The sequence below is a fragment of the Pandoraea pnomenusa genome, assembly GCF_000767615.3.
Taxonomy (GTDB): domain Bacteria; phylum Pseudomonadota; class Gammaproteobacteria; order Burkholderiales; family Burkholderiaceae; genus Pandoraea; species Pandoraea pnomenusa.
On the sequence record NZ_CP009553.3, the window covers coordinates 4,862,250 to 4,880,103 of the forward strand.

A 17,854-nucleotide genomic window follows, 5' to 3' on the forward strand; every position below is an offset into this window, starting at 1 on the left:
GAATTCCATCTTTCTCGGAACGTTTTGTTCCGAAATTCGTCAAAAATTACGTATTGAGACGTGCGTCCGGCGAGGGCCGGACTGAGCGCATGGCGTCAATCGGCCGACGCCATGCGCGTCGCCTGCCAGGAGATGAGATGCCAGGCGTCCGCTTCCAACACATGGACCGCCGTGTAGGTCATCTGCGATTCGAGCGAGCCGGTCGCGGTCTCCAGCTCCACGCGGAGTTTGCCTGTCACGACCACGGTGTCGCCGAACTGGCGCAATTCCTGCGCCTTGACGTCGATGTCGATGTAACGCCGGCGCCCGGAACTGAGCGCGTCGAGAAACTCGCGTTTGGTTTCTCGTTTGCCGTTTGAATGAACGTAATGAAGATCGCTTGCCAGCAAGGCATCCAGTTGTTCGACGTCGCACTCGACCATCGCGTCGAAGCGCGCCGATTCGAGTTCCCGTACCGCGTCAATGTGCTTTCCGGCCATGCTGTCCTCCCATCTTCGCCACCATTAAACGCTCGCGGCTTGGGTTGCAATTTACACCATCCACGTGACGTTTGCGCCAGTGACTTCTCCCGTTTGACGGAGGGTGCTGGAAAACCCCGAGACGCCGGAAACTTCCCGTCCGGTAAGGGTTCTAACGTGTTTAGCACTCACCGAAAGAGAGTGCTAAAATGTTTTCCCAGAGGCTAACCAGGAGTCCACCACTTGAGTACTGCCGCCACTTTGCATCCGACGACGCCGGCCACCGGCACGGCGCCGACTTCGCGTGCCCTTGCGCTTGCCCCGTCCGCGTTGATGCTGCCGGGCAGTCTGGGCAATATCGACAGCTACATTCAGGCCGTCAACCGCATTCCCCTGCTTTCCGCCGAGGAAGAGCAGTCGCTCGCCAAGCGTCTGCGCGAGAACGATGATCTGGAAGCCGCCCGCCAGTTGGTGCTCTCGCACCTGCGTCTGGTGGTGTCCATCGCGCGTAACTACCTCGGCTACGGTCTGCCGCACGCGGATCTGATCCAGGAGGGCAATATCGGCCTGATGAAGGCCGTGAAGCGCTTCGACCCCGCCCAGGGCGTTCGGCTCGTGTCCTACGCCATGCATTGGATCAAGGCCGAGATTCACGAATATGTGCTGAAGAACTGGCGCACCGTGAAGGTTGCCACGACCAAGGCCCAGCGCAAGCTGTTCTTCAACCTGCGCAGCCAGAAGCAAGGCCTGCAAGCGTTCACGCCGGAAGAGATCGATCAGGTCGCCCGCGATCTGAACGTCAAGCGCGAAGACGTCATCGAGATGGAAACGCGTATGTCGGGCGGCGATATCGCCCTCGAAGGTCACAGCGACGACGGCGAGAGCGCCAGCTTCGCTCCGATCGCGTACCTGGCCGACTCGCATCAGGAGCCGACCGCCGTCATCGCCGCACGCGAGCGCGACCACCTGCAAAGCGACGGGCTGCAAACCGCGCTCGGCCGACTCGACCCGCGCAGCCGTCGCATCATCGAGGCCCGCTGGCTGTCGGTGGCCGACGACGGCAGTGGCGGCGCCACGCTTCACGAACTGGCGGAAGAATTCGGCGTGTCCGCCGAGCGCATTCGCCAGATCGAGGTCGCCGCAATGAAGAAGATGAAAGGCGCGCTTCAGGCCTACGCATAAGTCGACCGCGCCGCAGCGCCCCTGCCGCCGGCCATCAAGCCCCGTGAGATCCACGGGGCTTTTTTATTGGACTTCGAAAGTTCATCGCCCATTCGCTCAGGACTTGATGCATCGCAAGGTCGCCGGCGGGACGCACCGATAGAATCGGATCGTACGTGGCCATGCTGCGTGCGAAGGACGGCCCGGGGGCCGTTCGGCGCGCCGGACCCTTGTCTCGAATCCGCTTCCCATCTGCCGTGCGTCACGGCGGCAGATCCGCATCGAACCAGCGTCATCTGCGTGTCATCCGCCCCCGCGCTCCGCGGTTTGACATTTTCAAGCGTTAAGGCACAATGCGCCGGAAGTCGACGCTGTTTCCGACATCACGACTTTCGACGCCAGGAGCCGTCACGGATGGACACCCACTCTCCTAGCAGTCTGAAGCCTCCCGCCACGGCCGCGCCCGCAGTCGCGCCGCGCCCCGTTGCCTCCGGCGTCGTCGCCTGGCTGGTCAGGCGCTGGCGCAACCGCCCTTCCCGTTTCATGTTCGAAATCCTGATCGTTCTCGCGATCAAGGTCGTACTCCTGTTCATTCTGAAACATGCGTTCTTCGACGCACCGATGGCCAAGCACATGCAATTGCCGCCGGACGTCGTGGCCCGCGCCCTGATCGGGCCGCAGGCAGTAGAAGCGCAGTCCCCCACCCCAAGTCAAGGTGTCCGCCATGATCAGTAGCGAAGTCGTTGACCTCTCGCGCTTGCAGTTCGCCGCTACGGCGCTGTATCACTTCCTGTTCGTCCCGCTCACGCTCGGCCTGTCGTGGCTGCTTGTCATCATGGAGTCGGTCTATGTGATGACCGGCAAGCAGATCTACAAGGACATGACCCAGTTCTGGGGCAAGCTCTTCCTGATCAACTTCGCGATGGGCGTGACCACGGGTCTCACGCTCGAATTTCAGTTCGGCACCAACTGGGCGTATTACTCGCACTACGTTGGCGACATCTTCGGCGTGCCGCTCGCCATCGAAGGACTGATGGCGTTCTTCCTCGAAGCCACGTTCGTCGGCCTGTTCTTCTTCGGCTGGAACAAGCTCTCGCGCATCGGTCACCTGGCGACCACGTTCGCGGTGGCGCTCGGCTCGAACCTCTCGGCGCTCTGGATTCTCGTGGCCAACGGCTGGATGAACAATCCGGTCGGCGCGCACTTCAACTACGAGACCATGCGCATGGAGCTCAACAGCATCTGGGAGGTGATCTTCAACCCGGTCGCCCAGGTGAAGTTCGTGCACACGCTCTCGGCCGGTTACGTGACCGCCGCCATGTTTGTGCTCGGCATCTCCGCGTGGTATCTGCTCAAGCGTCGCGACGTGCCCTTCGCGCTGCGCTCGTTCGCCGTGGCTGCGGGCTTCGGTCTCGCATCGACGCTCTCGGTCATCGTGCTGGGCGACGAATCGGGCTACACCACCGGCGAAGTGCAGAAGGTCAAGCTCGCCGCGATCGAAGCGGAGTGGGAAACGGCCAAGCCGCCCGCATCGTTCACGCTGTTCGGGTTCCCGAACCAGAAGGAAGAGCGCACCGATTACGCGGTGAAGATTCCCTGGGCCATGGGCCTGATCGCCACGCGCTCGATCGACACGCCGGTGATCGGTCTGACGCAGCTGCGCGACGAGCACAAGGACAACATCAAGCGCGGCATGCTTGCCTTCGCGGCGCTTGAAAAGCTGCGCGGCGGCGACACGTCGCCGGAAGTGAAGGCCGAGTTCGAAAAGTACAAGGACGATCTTGGTTACGGCCTTCTGCTCAAGAAGTACAAGCCCAACGTGGTCGACGCCACACCCGAGCAGATCCTCATGGCCGCCAACGACACGATCCCGCCGGTCGCGCCGGTGTTCTGGTCGTTCCGCATCATGGTCGGCCTGGGCTTCCTGTTCCTCTTCACGTTCCTGTGGGCGTTCTGGCTGTGCGCACGTCGTCGTCTGCTCAAGCCGCGCTCGGCCTGGTTCCTGCGCTGGACCGTATGGGCGATTCCGCTGCCGTGGCTCGCCGCCGAATTCGGCTGGATCGTCGCGGAAGTGGGTCGTCAGCCGTGGACCATTGCCGGCATTTTGCCGACGCATCTCTCGACGTCGTCGCTCTCGGCCACCGACCTTTATCTGAGCCTCGCGGGTTTCATCGTCTTCTACACCGCGCTGCTCGTCATTGAAATGTTCCTGATGGTGAAGTACGTCAAGCTCGGCCCGTCGTCGCTGCACACCGGCCGCTACCACTTCGAGACCGAAGGCGCGAACGGCACCGACCGCGCGGCCTCGGCCTGATCGTCAGGGAGACACGACATCATGATGATCGATTACACCGTACTCAAGCTGATCTGGTGGGTGCTCGTCGGCGTGCTGCTGATCGGCTTCGCCTTCTTCGACGGCTTCGACATGGGCACCGGCACGCTGCTGCCCTTCCTCGGCAAGACCGACGCGGAACGCCGCGTCATCATCAACACCGTGGCCCCCACATGGGAAGGCAACCAGGTATGGTTCGTGACGGCCGGCGGTGCCATGTTCGCCGCGTGGCCGCTCGTCTACGCCGCGGCGTTCTCGGGGTTGTACTGGGCGCTGCTGCTCGTGCTCTTCGCGCTGTTCCTGCGCCCCGTGGGCTTCGACTACCGCAACAAGCTGCCGAGCGCGCGCTGGCGCAATTCGTGGGACTGGGCGCTGTTCGTGGGCAGCACGGTGCCGTCGCTGGTCTTCGGCGTAGCGTTTGGCAACCTGCTGCTCGGCCTGCCGTTCTCGTTCGACAACACGCTGCGCTCCACGTACACCGGTTCGTTCTGGGCGTTGCTCAACCCGTTCGCGCTGCTGTGCGGCCTGGTGAGCCTGCTAATGCTGCTCACGCACGGCGCCGCGCATCTGCGCATGAAGGCAGACCCGCTGGTGGCCGAGCGCGCCGGTCGCATCATGCGTCTCACGGCGCTCGGCACGCTCGTGCTGTTCCTTGTGGCGGGGGTGCTCGTCGCCACGCACGTCGACGGCTTCGCCATCACGCAGATGGGCGCTACCGACGCACCGGCGAACCCGCTGCTCAAGCAGGTCACCACCGGCCCGGGACTGTGGCTCGCGAACTACCACACGTATCCGTGGATGATCGCCGCGCCGGTCGTCGCCTGCCTGTGCGCGCTGCTCGCCGCGCTGCTCGCCACCAGCCGCGCCTACGCCTGGACGTTCGTCGTCACCGGCCTGATGATGGCCGGCATCATCCTGACCGCCGGCTTCTCGATGTTCCCGTTCGTGATGCCCTCGGCCACCGCGCCGGGCAGCAGCCTCACGGTCTGGGATGCCACGTCGAGCCAGCTCACGCTGCAGATCATGCTGATCGCCGTGATCGTCTTCCTGCCCATCATCCTGCTCTACACCGGTTGGGTGTACCGCGTGATCCGTGGCCGCGTGACGATCGAGACGGTCAACGACAACCCGCACACGATGTACTGATCAAGGAGTCGCGACATGTGGTACTTCTCTTGGATTCTTGGCCTCGGCCTCGCACTCGCCTTCGGCATCATCAACGTGATGTGGTTCGAAGCGCACGATGACCTCGAGCGCCGCTCGCAGGAAGGCAACTGACGCCGCCGGCGATCTCGGCGAGAACGAAAAACGCGCCCGTGGGGCGCGTTTTTTGTGTGTGGCGCGCTCGGACGCGCCGCGGTTCACGATCAGCTCAAGAGCGTCTTCAGATCCTTGGCCATCGCGTCGACGGGTTCGTCCGGACGCATGAACAGGCGCAACTGGCCATTCGGATCGAACACATAGATGCCGGCGGTGTGATCGATGGTGTAGTTCGTCGGGGTGGAACCCTCGACCTTGTTGACCACCACGCGGAACGACTTGGTGAGTGCCTTGAGCGCAGCGTCGTCCGCCGGGCGCAAACCCACGAACGCCGGATTGAATGCCGGCGCGTACTGCCCCATCAGCTCGGGCGTGTCGCGCTGCGGGTCGACGGTCACGAAAATCACCTGCACGCGCTTGGCATCGTCCGGGCCGAGCTTCTGCATCACCTGGTTGAGCTCGGCCATCGTGGTCGGGCAAACGTCCGGGCAATGCGTGTAGCCGAAGAACATGACCACCGCGCGCCCCTTGTAGTCGGCGAGCGTGCGCGTCTTTCCCTGCGGGTCCTGCAACGAGAAGTCCTGCGCGAACTCCTTGTTGCCGGTGATATCGAGACTTTGGAACGTCGGACCTTCCTTGCCGCACGCAGCGAGCAGCACGGAGAGCCCCAGCAGCAACAACGCGCGACGCGACCAGATAAGCGCAAGATTCATGAACGAATGACCCCAGAACGTATGGAAAAAGTACCTTCCGAAAAGACAACAGGCGCGACGGCAAGGATACCGTGACGCGCCTGTCTTCGTGACTCGCATCGCCGCGGGCGGGCCCGCCGTCGATACAAGGCAGACGTCGTGTCAGCCCAACAGGAAGATCTGGACGTAGTGATCGACCAGCAAGGCCGCGAACAACAGCGACAGATAGACGATCGAGTAGCGGAACATGGAGCGCGAGAGCGCATCGGAATAGTTGCGCCAGAGCTTGACCGCGTAACCGAGGAAGATGCCCGAGAGCACCACGGCCGACACGAGATACAGGTATCCGCTCATGCGATGCGCGAACGGCAGCAGCGACACGGCAAAGAGCACCACGCTGTAGAGCAGTATCTGCAGGCGCGTGTACTTTTCGCCATGCGTGATCGGCAACATCGGCAGACCGGAGTTCACATAGTCCTGTCGGCGGTAGAGCGCGAGCGCCCAGAAGTGCGGCGGCGTCCAGACAAAGATGATGAGCACCAGAATCCACGCATCGGCCGGCACCGCACCGGTCACGGCCGCCCAGCCCAGCGCCGGCGGCATCGCGCCGGAAGCGCCGCCGATCACGATGTTCTGCGGCGTGGAAGGCTTGAGGATGATGGTGTAGATGAGCGCATAGCCCACGAACGTGGCGAGCGTGAGCCACATCGTGAGCGCATTCGTGAACGTGTAAAGCACTGCCATGCCGGCAGCGCCGAGGATCGTCGAGAACACGATGATCTGCCACGGCGCAATCTCGCCGCGCGCCGACGGACGCCAGGCAGTGCGGCGCATGAGCGCATCGACGCGTTGCTCGATCAGGCAGTTCACCGCGAAAGCGGATCCGGCGAGCAGCCAGATACCGATGGTGCCGCCGATCAGCACCTGCCACGGCACCATACCGCGCGTGGACAGGAACATGCCGATCACGGCACAGAAGACGGCGAGCTGCGTCACCCGGGGCTTGGTCAGCGCCCAGTACTGCGCGATACGGCTAGCCGGCGGATGGGGAAGGGTCGTGCTTTTCATACGTTCAGAGGCAATGCGCTACGCCGAGCCGGTCGGGGTGCCGGCAATGGGCGCGGCGGCCGGTTCCGCTGACGGGAGGGGCTTCTGGCGGGCCAAAAGGTCTGCCTGAGCCAGGCTGGCCGCAACGGGCGCCGCCTCGACATGGCGGGCGGCGCGAATGCGGTAGTTTAACATGACGAGCAAAAGCAACAGGATCGCCGCCCCGCCGTTGTGGGCGATGGCGTTGAGCAGCGGCCACTGGAAGACGATGTTGGACAGCCCGGTCGCGAATTGCACGACCACCAGTCCCAACATCAGCGTCGCCGGCGTCTTGAGCGCCGCGTGACGCCGCAGGCGGGTTGCCAGCCACGCCAGGTAGGCGACCACCACCACGGCAAACGTCCGGTGCACCCAGTGAATCGCCACGAGCGCCTGCATCGGAATGACCTCGCCGCCGGCCGTCTTGCCCAGCTCGCGCCACAGCCGGAAACCGTTGTGGAAGTCCATCGGCGGCACCCACTGGCCCTGACAGGTCGGGAAGTCGGTGCAGGCCAGTACCGCATAGTTGGTGCTCACCCACCCACCGAGGGCGATCTGGAAGACGAGCAACGCCAGCCCGGCGAGCGCCGCCCAGCGCCAGCGCAGGGCCTCGGGGTCTGCCGCGACCTGGGTGAACGGCATCTGACGCGACGCCAGCCAGGCAAGCGATCCGAGCAAAGTGAGGGCCAACATCAGGTGCGTCGTGACGATCACCGGCTGGAGCTTCATCGTCACGGTCCATGCGCCGAAGGCCCCCTGCACGCATACGAGGACGAACAGCCAGGTCGCGAGCCACGGGGATTGCCTCAGTTCGCGTCGCTTGACCCACGCCATGACCATCAGCACGATGATGAGCACCCCCACCGACATGGCGAAGTAGCGGTGGATCATCTCGATCCACGCCTTGACGAATGTCACCGGCCCGCTCGGCAGCAGCACCTGGGCGGCATGGATGTCGGCATGCGCCGCGAACGGCGACGACGTGCCGTAGCAGCCCGGCCAGTCGGGGCAACCGAGTCCCGAATCCGTCAGGCGCGTGAATCCGCCGAACATGATCAGGTCGAGCGTAAGAAAGGTCGTCACCCAGGCCAGCTTGCGGTACTTGCTAGGGTCGCGGCGCAGCAGCACCCAACCCAGCGGCAGTACGGCGATACACAGGCCGATGAAGCCCAGTTCCAGAAGGTAAAGCATCGGTTTTACGTCAGTTCTTCGTTATTTCCAGCGCGTGGCGCCAGTCTCGTTCTCGCCGGCGGCATCGCCCCTCAACCCGTACCCGACCACTTGAGCAGTCGCGCCAGGTCACGCTTGATCTTGCCCGGGTCGGCGTTCTTCGGAAACGCCATCATCAGGTTGCCCAGCGGGTCGACAAGATAGATATGGTCGCGCAGGCCAGTGCCCTCCTGCGTCGGCAACCACGACGCGAGCGCGATCGGGTCGGCGCGCAGGCGGCGGGTGTCGGGATACGCGGTGTCGATCGTCTCCGGCACCGCGGCGCCATCCGTCAGCAGCCACAGCGTTTCCACGCGCGTGCGCTCGTTGCCCTGCAATACGCGGATCTGCCGCATATAGAAGAGCTTGCTCACGCAATTTTCGTCGCATGCGGCAGTATCGGCGCTGATCATCAGCCACTTGCCCTTGAGCGACGACAGCGCGAGCGACTCCCCCGTCTCGTCGTCGCGCACCATCAGCGACGGCAGCGGACGCTGCGGTTCGATCAGCTTGCCGTACGCCGACGTACCGCCTGCGGGCTTGAACACGTAGTACATCAGGTAAGCCGCGATTGCCGGTGCGGCGCACACCACAAACAGCAAAACCAACATGCGTCGCGCGCGACGGCGCTGCACCGGGTCGGTCGGGTCGACTCGTCCCGGGCGTCCGGAACTCACATCTGCACTCATGCTTGCCTCATGCCCGCTTGAAGTTGTCGGTGGCCGCCCCGAGGCGGCGGCCGCGTCGATACGCCAGACGCAGCCCCAGTAGCGCAAGGATCAGCGACATGCCGAACCACTGCGCCATATATCCATAATTGCGATCCGCGCCGCTCGCCGGCGCGGGCCAGTCGCGCAGCAGGTGATCGCCCGTGTCGTTCGTCTGCATGATCACGAAAGGCTGCAGCGGCAGCGACGTCTCGCGCGCATAGTCCGCGACATCCAGATTCTGGCGGATGCTCAATCCCGGCGCCGAACCGCCATGCCCCAACTCGAAGGCCCGCGACGGGTCGGGCTGCGCGAGGCCCTCGATCGTGACGTCGCCCGCCGGGGTTGCATAGGGCATGATCGACGTGCGGTCGCGCAAATCGCGCGGCAACCACCCGCGATTGACGAGCACCACCTGATTCGGCGAGATCTGCAACGCCATCACCACGTAAAAGCCAGGCAACTCGTTGCGCGGACGATTGTCCAGGTACACCACGCGATTCTGCAGAAAACGGCCGGTTACGCGGACGCGCCGGTTGGCCACGTCCGCCAGGCGATACGACTGCGCGCCCAGCGTGATCACGGGCGCCCGCTCGGCCTGCTCGATCTGCGCCTGTCGCGCCAGGCGCATTTGCGCGCGCTGGTATTGCCACACGCCGAGCGCCGCCGTAAGCAGCACGCCCAACAGAATCAGCAGCGCCGGTACCGGGCGCATGCCCCGCAAGAGGGTTCTCAACACTTGAATTCCTTGTCTGACCGCCGTTCGAGCGCGCCGGACACTCGCACCGCACACTGCATTGCAGCGTGCCAGCCTGTGCCCGTTGCCCGATAATGACGCATTCCCGTCATCGGACAAATCATGCGCATCATCGTTGCCATCGCCTTCGTCCTGATTCTCGGCAGTCTGGCGTCCGCATTATTCTTCATGATGCGGGACAAGGGCCGATCGAATCGCACCGTGCATTCGCTCATGGTGCGCGTCGGCCTGTCGGTGACGCTGTTCCTGCTCATCCTGTTCGCCAACTGGATGGGGTGGATCCACAGCACGGGCATACGATACTGAGTCTCGCGCCCCTCACCTGCGGCAAATCGCCGCACCGCACCCACGTCGTCCCGCCGGCGTCGCCATATCGCGCCATATCGCGCCGGGTCATGCCGGATCATGCCCGACGATACCGCCGGCCACCGCTCAAGGCGGTGCACTTCAGGTCGGTCCCGGCAAATTGTCGCCAGCGTCCAGGCCGTTTCGCGAGCGCTGCGACATAAAGCCGCATTTCGCACCGCCCCGCCGGCCGCCTGAATGAATACCCCTACTGGCGTGTGGCCATATCGCCTTCCGCCATGCGCTCATCTCGCGCAAATGGAAACGCCGCCGGAATCCGGCGGCGTTCCGACAGCGACAGGGCGCCCCGACGTTAGAGCCAGTAGACCACGACGTACAGGCCCAGCCACACCACGTCGACAAAGTGCCAGTACCAGGCCGCGCCCTCGAAGCCGAAATGGTGCTCGGGCGTGAAGTGTCCCTTCATCAGGCGAACCAGCATGACGGAGAGCATGATCGCCCCCATCATCACGTGAAAGCCGTGAAAACCGGTGAGCAGGAAGAACGTCGAGCCATATACGCCCGAGGTCAGCTTCAGGTTCAGTTCGGTGTAGGCGTGATGGTATTCGTAGGCCTGGAAGCCGAGGAACACGAAACCGAGCACCACGGTGGCGAACAGCCAGAAGATCGCGCTCGCCCGATGGTTGGCGCGCAGGGCGTGGTGCGAGATCGTGAGCGTGACGCCTGAAGTCAGCAGCAACGCCGTGTTGAGCGTCGGAATCGGCCACGGGCCCATGGTCTCGAACGCATCGATCACGCCGGCGGGGCCAGTGTTCGGCCACACGGCGGTGAAGTCAGGCCAGAGCAGCTTGTTGTCGAGATCGCCGAGCCACGGCATGGCCAGCGTGCGCGCATAGAACAGGGCGCCGAAGAACGCGGCGAAGAACATCACTTCGGAGAAGATGAACCAGCTCATCCCCCAGCGGTACGACACGTCGATGCGCTTGCCGTACAGCCCCCCCTCCGACTCGGCGATCGAGTCGCCGAACCAGCCGCGAAGCACCCACAATACCCACAGCAGGCCGACGAGCGCCGTCCATGGGGCCCACGATTGACCGTTCACCCACGCCGCGGCCGACGCCAGCACCACCAGCAGGCCGACACTGCAGCTCACCGGATGGCGCGAGGGGGCCGGCACGAAGTAGTAAGGCGCCGTTTGGTGTTGACCACTCATTCTTATCTCTCCAGGCTTGGTTCTCTTTGTCTATGCCGATTACGACGTCGCGAGCCGGATGGCGAGCTTCGCCAGCATCACCAGCGCCACGACGAACAGGATGCCCCCGATCAGTCCCGCCGCGATCAGATGCACAGGGTTGAGCTGCGCCATGTCGCGGTCATGATCGCGCCCCTTGCGCACACCGAAAAACGACCAGAACACCGCCTTGACGGTCTGGACGAAAGACAGCTTGCGCCGGGTCGCCTCCTTCAGGTCATCCATTGCCGCCCTTGCCTCCTCCTGTCGCTCCTGCGTTGACCCCACCCGCCGGCGCGCTCGTCGAAACGTCCGCGCGCTGGCTGGCATCGTTCTTGCCGAGATCGAAAAAAGTATAGGACAACGTGATCGTGTTCACATCCTTGGGCAGCTTCGTGTCCACCACGAACACCACCGGAAATTCCTTGGCCTCACCGGCCTTGAGCGTTTGCTGCGTGAAGCAGAAGCACTCGATCTTCTTGAAGTAGCTCGCGGCCTGCGCGGGGGCGTAGCTCGGGATCGCCTGGGCACGCACCTCGTGCTGCTGCTGGTTCGCCACTTCGTACTCGATGGTCGCGATCTCGCCCGGATGTACCGTCAGGCTGCTCTTCGCCGGCTTGAACCGCAAAGGTCCCTGCGCGTTGGCATCGAACTCGACCGTGATCGTACGGCTCTTGTCCACCTGCGTATTACGGGCGGTAATCTCCGTGGCGCGATCGCCCAACTGGTTGATACCGACGAGATCGCAGAACGCCCGGTAGAACGGCACCATCGCGTAGCCGAAACCGAACATCACCGCGACCAGCAGCAGCAACTTGCTGAAGGTACGCACATTGATTCGTCGCAAACCGCCCATATCCGCCTTGAAGACCGCCGTGAAGACACCTCGTTGCTGCCGCGACCGCCGGGGCCACCCTGTGTCCCGCCCGGGCGGGACGCAGGGATCAGATACCGCCCATCAGCTTGGTCTTGATCATCACACCGAAGAAGAAGACCAGCACAACCGAGGCGAGAATCAGCCCGGTGCGCAGGTTCTTCGTTCGCTGTTCGCGACTTGCCGTCATGTTCAATGCACCTTCGGCGGGGTCTCGAACGTGTGGAACGGCGCCGGGCTCGGCACGGTCCACTCAAGTCCCTCCGCACCGTCCCACGGCTTGGCTTCGGCGGCGGGGCCGCCACGCCATGTCGGCAGCGCAACGAAGAACAGGAAGTACACCTGCATCAGGCCGAAACCGAACGCACCGATCGTGGCGATCTGATTGAAGTCGGTGAACTGTGCCGGGTAGTCGGCATAGCGACGCGGCATGCCGGCGAGTCCCAGGAAGTGCATCGGGAAGAACGTCACGTTGAACGTGATCAGCGAGCCCCAGAAGTGGAACTTGCCACGCCACTCGTTGTACATGTGACCTGTCCACTTCGGCACCCAGTAGTAGAACCCCGAGAACAACGCGAAGAGTGAACCGGCCACCAGTACGTAGTGGAAGTGCGCCACCACGTAGTAAGTGCCGTGCATCTGAATGTCGAGCGGCGCCAGCGAGAGCATCAGGCCGGTGAAGCCACCCATCGTGAACACGAACAGGAAGCCGACGGCGAAGAGCATCGGGGTCTCGAACGTGAGCGAGCCCTTCCACATCGTGGCAACCCAGTTGAACACCTTCACGCCGGTCGGCACCGAGATCAGCATCGTGGCGTACATGAAGAAGAGCTGCCCCGTGACCGGCATGCCCGTCACGAACATGTGGTGCGCCCACACCATGAACGACAGGATCGCGATCGACGCCGTGGCGTACACCATCGAGCTATAGCCGAACAGCGGCTTGCGCGAGAACGCCGGGATCACCTGCGACACGATCCCGAACGCCGGCAGAATCATGATGTACACCTCCGGGTGTCCGAAGAACCAGAAGATGTGCTGGTACATCACCGGGTCGCCCCCGCCTGCCGCGTTGAAGAACGACGTGCCGAAGTGACGGTCCGTGAGCAGCATCGTGATGGCGCCCGCGAGCACCGGCATCACGGCGATGAGCAGATAGGCGGTGATCAGCCACGTCCACACGAACATCGGCATCTTCATGAGCGTCATGCCCGGCGCGCGCATGTTCAGAATGGTCACGATGATGTTGATCGCGCCCATGATCGACGAGGCACCCAGAATGTGCGCGCCGAAGATCGCCAGATCCTGTCCCGGGCCCATCTGCACCGACAGCGGCGCATACATCGTCCAGCCGGCCGCCGTGGCGCCGCCCGGCACGAGGAACGACGAGATCAGCAGCAGGCCGCCGACCGGCAGCAGCCAGAAGCTGAAGTTGTTCATGCGCGCGAACGCCATGTCGGACGCACCGATCTGCAGCGGAATCATCCAGTTCGCGAAGCCTACGAACGCCGGCATGATTGCACCGAAAATCATCACCAGCCCGTGCATGGTGGTGAGCTGGTTGAAGAACTCCGGACGAATGAACTGCAGGCCCGGCTCGAACAATTCCGCACGGATCATCAGCGCCATCACACCGCCCGAGAGCAGCATGACGAACGAGAAGATCATGTACATCGTGCCGATGTCCTTGTGATTCGTCGCGAACAGCCAGCGACGCCATCCGTGCGGATGGTCGTGCGCGTGATCGTCGTGACCCGCCACGTGATCGTGAGCGATGGAACTCATACCCAATCTCCTTGCTTCGAACTGGTCGAACGACTTAACTGTTCTTCGCTGCGTCTGCGGCGGCCCCTGCGGCATTCGCCGACTTGTTGCCGCGCGCATCGCGCACCTGCGCCGGCTGAACCACGTCGCCGGTCTTGTTGCTCCACGAGTTGCGCTCGAACGTGATGACGGACGCAAGCTCCACATCGTTCAGATGCGACCAGTTGGGCATCGCGTTCTTGCCGTGCAGCACGATGCTGATGTGGTCGGCCACCGGACCCGTCGCGATCTTCGATCCGTCGAGCGCAGGGAACGCGCCGCCCCCCTTGCCATTCGGCTGGTGGCACACGGCGCAGTTCGCGGCGTAGACCTTCTGACCGCGCTCCATCAGTTCCTGCACGGTGTATGTCTTGTTCGGGTCGTCTGCGGAAGCGGCCATCTGCTTTTTCTGCGTGTCGACCCACTTGTTGTAATCCTCTTCCGAGACGACCTTCACCACGACCGGCATGAACGCATGCTCCTTGCCGCACAACTCGGTGCAGAAGCCACGGTACTCACCGACCTTCTCGGCCTTGAACCACGTATCGCGCACGAAGCCCGGAATCGCGTCCTGCTTGATGCCGAACGCCGGCACGTAGAACGAGTGGATCACGTCATTGGCGGTGGTGATCAGGCGCACCTTCTTGTTGACCGGCACCACGAGCGGGTTGTCGACCTCCTGAAGGTACGTGTTGCCCTTCGCTTCCTGGCCGTCGATCTGGCTGCGCGGCGTGGCGAGCGTGGAGAGGAACTTGATGCCCTCGCCTTCGCCCTTCAGGTAGTCGTAGCCCCATTTCCACTGATAACCGGTGACCTTGATCGTCAGATCGGCATTGGAGGTGTCCTTCATTGCCACCACGGTCTTCGTGGCGGGCAGCGCCATGAGAATCACGATGATGAACGGCACGACCGTCCAGATCACCTCGACCGTGGTGCTTTCATGGAAATTCGCGGGTTGATGGCCCTTGGATTTGCGGTGCTTGAAGATCGAGTAGAACATCACGCCGAACACGCCGATGAAGATCACCAGGCAGATGATCAGCATCATGGTGTGGAGGCTGTGAAGCTCTTCCGCGAGTTTCGTGACCGGCGGCTGGAAGTTGAGTTCGTTGACGGCCGGCCCCCCCGGCATATCCGTGACCGCCGCCAGCGCCAGTGAGGGAGCGCCGGCGAGCAGTGAGGCGCCCGCAAGGAAAGCCGCCAAGGCGTGTTTCGTTGTTTTCATAGCTTCCTTACCCAAAATTACCATCCAAATCCTCCCTGGCGGTCGCCCGAGATCGTCTCCATCTCTCTCAGGCCTGTTGGGCAAGACAACGGCGCAGCTCGCGCGCAAACGTTTCGCGGCGATGCGGCGCAAGATAGGCGCCGACGGTGATCGAGCGGCCGCCCGAGCGCAATACGATGCGCGTGCGCGGCGGTGTCTCGACGTCGATGCGTACCCAGCGGGGATTGAACTCGTACTGCGTCAACCTCTGTGCTGAACGTTGCTCGACCACAAGGCTCATGGGCGACAACCGAATGACCTCGTAATCTGTGGCATGCCGGGCATGAATGACGAACGCAACGCCCACCACGAGCAAGTCCAGGCCTGTGAACGGCAAGACCAACCACCCACCGCGCCACGCCGCAATCAAGGCAACACCCAGCGACACGGCGGCCAACGACAGGTAGAACAGGACAAACTGGCGCGGCGATATCGCGCAGTTGCGCTTGTGCGTCCATTCCTTCGTCACCGATCCGGCGTCGGAAGAAGAGGCTGCGAGCATCGCCGTCACCCGTGGGGCATTTTGGGTCTTTCATGTCCGACGGCCGGGAACCAACTGCGTCCGGGCCGCGACAAACTGCCGCATTATAGAACGCGCCTTCTCGAAGCGACAACATTGATACCGAGTATTTGGCGCGCCATAGCATTCTCCTGAACTCATTGATGCAAAAGGGAAATCCGGTAATTCCCCTAGCAGAAAAACATCGCTGCCACGCATCTACGGGATACTCCCTATGCGCCCCGCGTTTGACACAATGCAGCACGGAATCACTCGTTGCGGTGTCCTGAATACCCTTCGGTCCACCGCGATGCGCGCCCACAGTCACGCATGACGACCGGTAATCGCCGGTGTCCCCCGTTCCGGCATTCACGCCTTGCATAAATGCGCGAGACGCGATGCCGTCGAGCCGGCGTCGCTGCAATGCGGGATTCGTCCGATATCCATCAACAGTAGACGCTGCGCCCGATTTCACATGCGACGTTATGTCGCGCCTGCTGGCGGTGAGCCGTCGACGCCATGCGCCCCCAATGTCGCGACCTGCGGCGACACGCCGTACGCGCATCCCTTATCCGCATGCTACAAGCGAACATCGTCCCTACATCGCCATGCCATGCGTGCCACGCGCTGCACCACACCCCGTTCGTTCACCGACCATCTGAGCGCACTGCACGCGGCCAGCGACGTCGATGGCGTACGCGCCGCGCTGGTGCCGCTGTGTCGCGCGCTCAGGCAACGCTACTTCAGCTATCGCGGCCATTTCCCATTGCCGGGCGATGGCGTGGCCTTGCCACGACTCGGCAATCTGCCCCGAACGTGGGAGGCACAATACGAGCGGCGGCGATACGCCGCGGTCGACCCGGTGCTTGCGCTCGCCGCTCGTCAACTCACGCCCGTGGAATGGACGCCCGCGCTCTATGTCTCGCCTCAGGCGCGTGAGCTGCTGCGAGAGCAGCGCGCCGCGGGTTTGCGCGCTGGAATCACGTACCCCGTGTTTACCCCTTCCGGGGCATCCGGCACGTTGAGTCTGTCGTCGCCTCATGCGCCGGCGCGACGCCTTCGTGCAAGCGGCCCCCACGCCTGGGTGTTGCATGCGGGTGCCATGCTGGCCATGCACGTGCACGAAGCTGTCTGGCGCATCGTGCAACGCGACGCCCTGCGCGCGCATGCACCGGTTCTAACGCCGCGGGAGCGCGAATGCCTGCAATGGGTCGCACGCGGCAAGACGTCGTGGGAAATCGGGCGCATCCTCACCATTTCCGAACACGGCGTCGTTTTCCATTTGCGCAGTGTCATGCGCAAATTCAACGTCTCGAGCCGACATCGGGCGGCAAGGCTCGCCAGCGATTACGGCCTGCTCGATGACGGGCCGGCCACCGTGTCGTCACACGATCCGGGCCGCTCCTCGCCGCCCTCGCCCTCTTCGCCCTCTTCGCCCTCTTCGCCCTCTTCGTCTTCCTCGCCACATTCGCGGTCTTCGCCATGCGCGCCATCCGCCGCACCGCCCGAGGCACCGTCCATGCAAGTCCAGGCGCTCGCTCCCCCGCTGTCGCTTGTCACTTTCGGGTGGCCAGATCCGCGAGCGTCCTGTACCGCGTCAACGTGAACGTGTCGCTTGCGGCATTCACGAACGATCCTCCGCCCAACCGTCCGATCGGGCGAAGCCCGGCAAGATCGACTTGATGCGAGACCGGATCGAGCAGTGCAGCATCGACGTGCGCCGCCAGCACGGTCCCGAGTACGACCCACCCGCCGCCGGGCGACGCGCTGATTTCGATCACGTCGCGCACCCGGCACTCATATGCAACGGCCGCCTCCCGAACACGCGGCGGCCGGACGCGCGACGACGCGACGGGTGTCACACCGGCCAGATCGAACTCCGACTCCCCCGGGGGCAACGGCGCGGCGGAGAGATTCACGGCGTCGATATTCGACGCGCTGGCCACGTTCACAACGAACTCCGGCACGGCCTCGATGTTGCGGAGCGTGTCTTTCTTTCGCTTCGGCGGGGGCGGCACCACCGGGCAGAACAACACGGTCATCGGCACACAGCACACCCCCATGAAGTATGCGTACGGCGCAAGATTCAGACGCCCTTCGGCGTCGACCGTACTCACCCACGCAATGGGGCGCGGCAGGATCGTGCTCATCATGAAGTTGTAGATACTCGACTCGTCGAGGGTAGTTGGGTCCAATTCCATGTCGCCGCTCCGGT

General features: G+C 63.4%; 20 protein-coding genes and 1 pseudogene. 7 read left to right on the plus strand and 14 right to left on the minus strand.

All coding sequences use genetic code 11. The features are described from left to right. Positions 1 to 95: 95 nt before the first annotated feature. Positions 96 to 479 carry a nuclear transport factor 2 family protein gene (locus tag LV28_RS45760; RefSeq protein WP_023597787.1) on the minus strand — a complete coding sequence of 128 codons (384 nt, stop codon included), beginning with the start codon at positions 477 to 479 and terminating at the stop codon, positions 96 to 98. Between the two features lie 222 nt (positions 480 to 701). Here LV28_RS45760 and rpoH point away from each other — a divergent pair, with 222 nt between their 5' ends. The 5 genes from rpoH (at position 702) to cydX (ending at position 5,229) form a co-directional block, all read left to right on the plus strand. Continuing rightward, entirely contained in the window at positions 702 to 1,640 is a 939-nt protein-coding gene (rpoH, locus tag LV28_RS45765) for an RNA polymerase sigma factor RpoH (protein WP_023872972.1), read from the plus strand. A 393-nt stretch (positions 1,641 to 2,033) separates the two neighbouring features. Continuing rightward, complete coding sequence (gene cydP, locus LV28_RS45770) at positions 2,034 to 2,354, plus strand: cytochrome oxidase putative small subunit CydP (RefSeq protein WP_147291595.1); 321 nt, start codon at positions 2,034 to 2,036, stop codon at positions 2,352 to 2,354. Next, positions 2,344 to 3,933 (plus strand): cytochrome ubiquinol oxidase subunit I, encoded by a 1,590-nt coding sequence (locus tag LV28_RS45775; protein WP_038619621.1) that lies wholly within the window; start codon positions 2,344 to 2,346, stop codon positions 3,931 to 3,933. The genes cydP and LV28_RS45775 overlap by 11 nt, the downstream gene beginning before the upstream one ends. A gap of 27 nt (positions 3,934 to 3,960) precedes the next feature. Then, on the plus strand, positions 3,961 to 5,097 hold the full coding sequence (gene cydB, locus LV28_RS45780; RefSeq protein WP_025249910.1) for a cytochrome d ubiquinol oxidase subunit II: 1,137 nt from the start codon (positions 3,961 to 3,963) through the stop codon (positions 5,095 to 5,097). 15 nt (positions 5,098 to 5,112) lie between these two features. Further along, positions 5,113 to 5,229, plus strand: a complete 117-nt coding sequence (cydX, locus tag LV28_RS45785; protein WP_023597792.1) for a cytochrome bd-I oxidase subunit CydX — start codon at positions 5,113 to 5,115, stop codon at positions 5,227 to 5,229. A gap of 89 nt (positions 5,230 to 5,318) precedes the next feature. Here cydX and LV28_RS45790 read toward each other — a convergent pair whose 3' ends face one another. From LV28_RS45790 to LV28_RS45810, 5 genes are all read right to left on the minus strand, one after another. Then, positions 5,319 to 5,924: an SCO family protein gene (locus LV28_RS45790; protein ID WP_025249911.1), complete on the minus strand. Its 606-nt coding sequence runs from the start codon at positions 5,922 to 5,924 to the stop codon at positions 5,319 to 5,321. A 141-nt stretch (positions 5,925 to 6,065) separates the two neighbouring features. Then, positions 6,066 to 6,971, minus strand: a complete 906-nt coding sequence (cyoE, locus tag LV28_RS45795; RefSeq protein ID WP_023597795.1) for a heme o synthase — start codon at positions 6,969 to 6,971, stop codon at positions 6,066 to 6,068. Between the two features lie 18 nt (positions 6,972 to 6,989). Then, positions 6,990 to 8,180 carry a COX15/CtaA family protein gene (locus LV28_RS45800; protein ID WP_025249912.1) on the minus strand — a complete coding sequence of 397 codons (1,191 nt, stop codon included), beginning with the start codon at positions 8,178 to 8,180 and terminating at the stop codon, positions 6,990 to 6,992. A gap of 71 nt (positions 8,181 to 8,251) precedes the next feature. After that, entirely contained in the window at positions 8,252 to 8,887 is a 636-nt protein-coding gene (locus LV28_RS45805; protein WP_023597797.1) for an SCO family protein, read from the minus strand. A gap of 7 nt (positions 8,888 to 8,894) precedes the next feature. After that, positions 8,895 to 9,620 (minus strand): SURF1 family protein, encoded by a 726-nt coding sequence (locus tag LV28_RS45810; RefSeq protein ID WP_023597798.1) that lies wholly within the window; start codon positions 9,618 to 9,620, stop codon positions 8,895 to 8,897. A gap of 144 nt (positions 9,621 to 9,764) precedes the next feature. Between LV28_RS45810 and LV28_RS45815 the strand changes: the two genes are divergently transcribed. Beyond that, positions 9,765 to 9,968, plus strand: a complete 204-nt coding sequence (locus LV28_RS45815) for a twin transmembrane helix small protein (RefSeq protein WP_023597799.1) — start codon at positions 9,765 to 9,767, stop codon at positions 9,966 to 9,968. 352 nt (positions 9,969 to 10,320) lie between these two features. On the opposite strand, the gene LV28_RS45820 is transcribed toward LV28_RS45815, so the two are convergent. The 7 genes and pseudogenes from LV28_RS45820 to LV28_RS45845 form a co-directional block, all read right to left on the minus strand. After that, positions 10,321 to 11,181, minus strand: coding sequence for a cytochrome c oxidase subunit 3 (locus LV28_RS45820; protein WP_023597800.1), 861 nt, complete (start codon positions 11,179 to 11,181; stop codon positions 10,321 to 10,323). Positions 11,182 to 11,220: 39 nt separating this feature from the next. Beyond that, on the minus strand, positions 11,221 to 11,445 hold the full coding sequence (locus tag LV28_RS45825) for a DUF2970 domain-containing protein (RefSeq protein ID WP_023597801.1): 225 nt from the start codon (positions 11,443 to 11,445) through the stop codon (positions 11,221 to 11,223). Further along, positions 11,438 to 12,055 (minus strand): cytochrome c oxidase assembly protein, encoded by a 618-nt coding sequence (locus LV28_RS45830; protein WP_023872967.1) that lies wholly within the window; start codon positions 12,053 to 12,055, stop codon positions 11,438 to 11,440. Before LV28_RS45830 ends, LV28_RS45825 begins: the two co-directional genes overlap by 8 nt. 88 nt (positions 12,056 to 12,143) lie before the next feature. Further along, the gene (locus tag LV28_RS49175; protein ID WP_218026215.1) at positions 12,144 to 12,263 is read right to left on the minus strand and encodes a cytochrome oxidase small assembly protein; all 120 of its coding nucleotides are present in this window, start codon (positions 12,261 to 12,263) and stop codon (positions 12,144 to 12,146) included. Positions 12,264 to 12,265: 2 nt separating this feature from the next. After that, complete coding sequence (gene ctaD, locus LV28_RS45835) at positions 12,266 to 13,858, minus strand: cytochrome c oxidase subunit I (protein ID WP_025249913.1); 1,593 nt, start codon at positions 13,856 to 13,858, stop codon at positions 12,266 to 12,268. Positions 13,859 to 13,904: 46 nt separating this feature from the next. Beyond that, a pseudogene (gene coxB, locus LV28_RS45840) lies at positions 13,905 to 15,125 on the minus strand (cytochrome c oxidase subunit II); the annotation flags it as partial. 43 nt (positions 15,126 to 15,168) lie between these two features. Next, complete coding sequence (locus tag LV28_RS45845; RefSeq protein ID WP_023597806.1) at positions 15,169 to 15,642, minus strand: DUF2244 domain-containing protein; 474 nt, start codon at positions 15,640 to 15,642, stop codon at positions 15,169 to 15,171. Positions 15,643 to 16,252: 610 nt separating this feature from the next. On the opposite strand from LV28_RS45845, the gene LV28_RS45850 reads away from it, so the two are divergent. Further along, positions 16,253 to 17,245 carry a helix-turn-helix transcriptional regulator gene (locus tag LV28_RS45850; protein WP_069106852.1) on the plus strand — a complete coding sequence of 331 codons (993 nt, stop codon included), beginning with the start codon at positions 16,253 to 16,255 and terminating at the stop codon, positions 17,243 to 17,245. Here the strand turns inward: LV28_RS45850 and LV28_RS45855 are convergent. Next, positions 17,196 to 17,840 carry a flavin reductase family protein gene (locus tag LV28_RS45855; protein ID WP_023597808.1) on the minus strand — a complete coding sequence of 215 codons (645 nt, stop codon included), beginning with the start codon at positions 17,838 to 17,840 and terminating at the stop codon, positions 17,196 to 17,198. The two genes, LV28_RS45850 and LV28_RS45855, sit on opposite strands and share 50 nt — an antisense overlap. Positions 17,841 to 17,854: the final 14 nt, after the last annotated feature.

What these genes read in the sequence shown, in the direction of transcription:
- cyoE (WP_023597795.1), bottom strand. Translation starts at nt 6,971, where the DNA reads ATGAAAAGCACGACCCTTCCCCATCCGCCGGCTAGCCGTATCGCGCAG.
- LV28_RS45850 (WP_069106852.1), top strand. Translation starts at nt 16,253, where the DNA reads ATGCGTGCCACGCGCTGCACCACACCCCGTTCGTTCACCGACCATCTG.
- LV28_RS49175 (WP_218026215.1), bottom strand. Translation starts at nt 12,263, where the DNA reads ATGACGGCAAGTCGCGAACAGCGAACGAAGAACCTGCGCACCGGGCTG.
- LV28_RS45800 (WP_025249912.1), bottom strand. Translation starts at nt 8,180, where the DNA reads ATGCTTTACCTTCTGGAACTGGGCTTCATCGGCCTGTGTATCGCCGTA.
- LV28_RS45815 (WP_023597799.1), top strand. Translation starts at nt 9,765, where the DNA reads ATGCGCATCATCGTTGCCATCGCCTTCGTCCTGATTCTCGGCAGTCTG.
- LV28_RS45775 (WP_038619621.1), top strand. Translation starts at nt 2,344, where the DNA reads ATGATCAGTAGCGAAGTCGTTGACCTCTCGCGCTTGCAGTTCGCCGCT.
- cydX (WP_023597792.1), top strand. Translation starts at nt 5,113, where the DNA reads ATGTGGTACTTCTCTTGGATTCTTGGCCTCGGCCTCGCACTCGCCTTC.
- LV28_RS45760 (WP_023597787.1), bottom strand. Translation starts at nt 479, where the DNA reads ATGGCCGGAAAGCACATTGACGCGGTACGGGAACTCGAATCGGCGCGC.
- LV28_RS45845 (WP_023597806.1), bottom strand. Translation starts at nt 15,642, where the DNA reads ATGCTCGCAGCCTCTTCTTCCGACGCCGGATCGGTGACGAAGGAATGG.
- LV28_RS45855 (WP_023597808.1), bottom strand. Translation starts at nt 17,840, where the DNA reads ATGGAATTGGACCCAACTACCCTCGACGAGTCGAGTATCTACAACTTC.
- LV28_RS45805 (WP_023597797.1), bottom strand. Translation starts at nt 8,887, where the DNA reads ATGAGTGCAGATGTGAGTTCCGGACGCCCGGGACGAGTCGACCCGACC.
- LV28_RS45820 (WP_023597800.1), bottom strand. Translation starts at nt 11,181, where the DNA reads ATGAGTGGTCAACACCAAACGGCGCCTTACTACTTCGTGCCGGCCCCC.
- LV28_RS45825 (WP_023597801.1), bottom strand. Translation starts at nt 11,445, where the DNA reads ATGGATGACCTGAAGGAGGCGACCCGGCGCAAGCTGTCTTTCGTCCAG.
- ctaD (WP_025249913.1), bottom strand. Translation starts at nt 13,858, where the DNA reads ATGAGTTCCATCGCTCACGATCACGTGGCGGGTCACGACGATCACGCG.
- cydP (WP_147291595.1), top strand. Translation starts at nt 2,034, where the DNA reads ATGGACACCCACTCTCCTAGCAGTCTGAAGCCTCCCGCCACGGCCGCG.
- LV28_RS45830 (WP_023872967.1), bottom strand. Translation starts at nt 12,055, where the DNA reads ATGGGCGGTTTGCGACGAATCAATGTGCGTACCTTCAGCAAGTTGCTG.
- LV28_RS45790 (WP_025249911.1), bottom strand. Translation starts at nt 5,924, where the DNA reads ATGAATCTTGCGCTTATCTGGTCGCGTCGCGCGTTGTTGCTGCTGGGG.
- LV28_RS45810 (WP_023597798.1), bottom strand. Translation starts at nt 9,620, where the DNA reads ATGCGCCCGGTACCGGCGCTGCTGATTCTGTTGGGCGTGCTGCTTACG.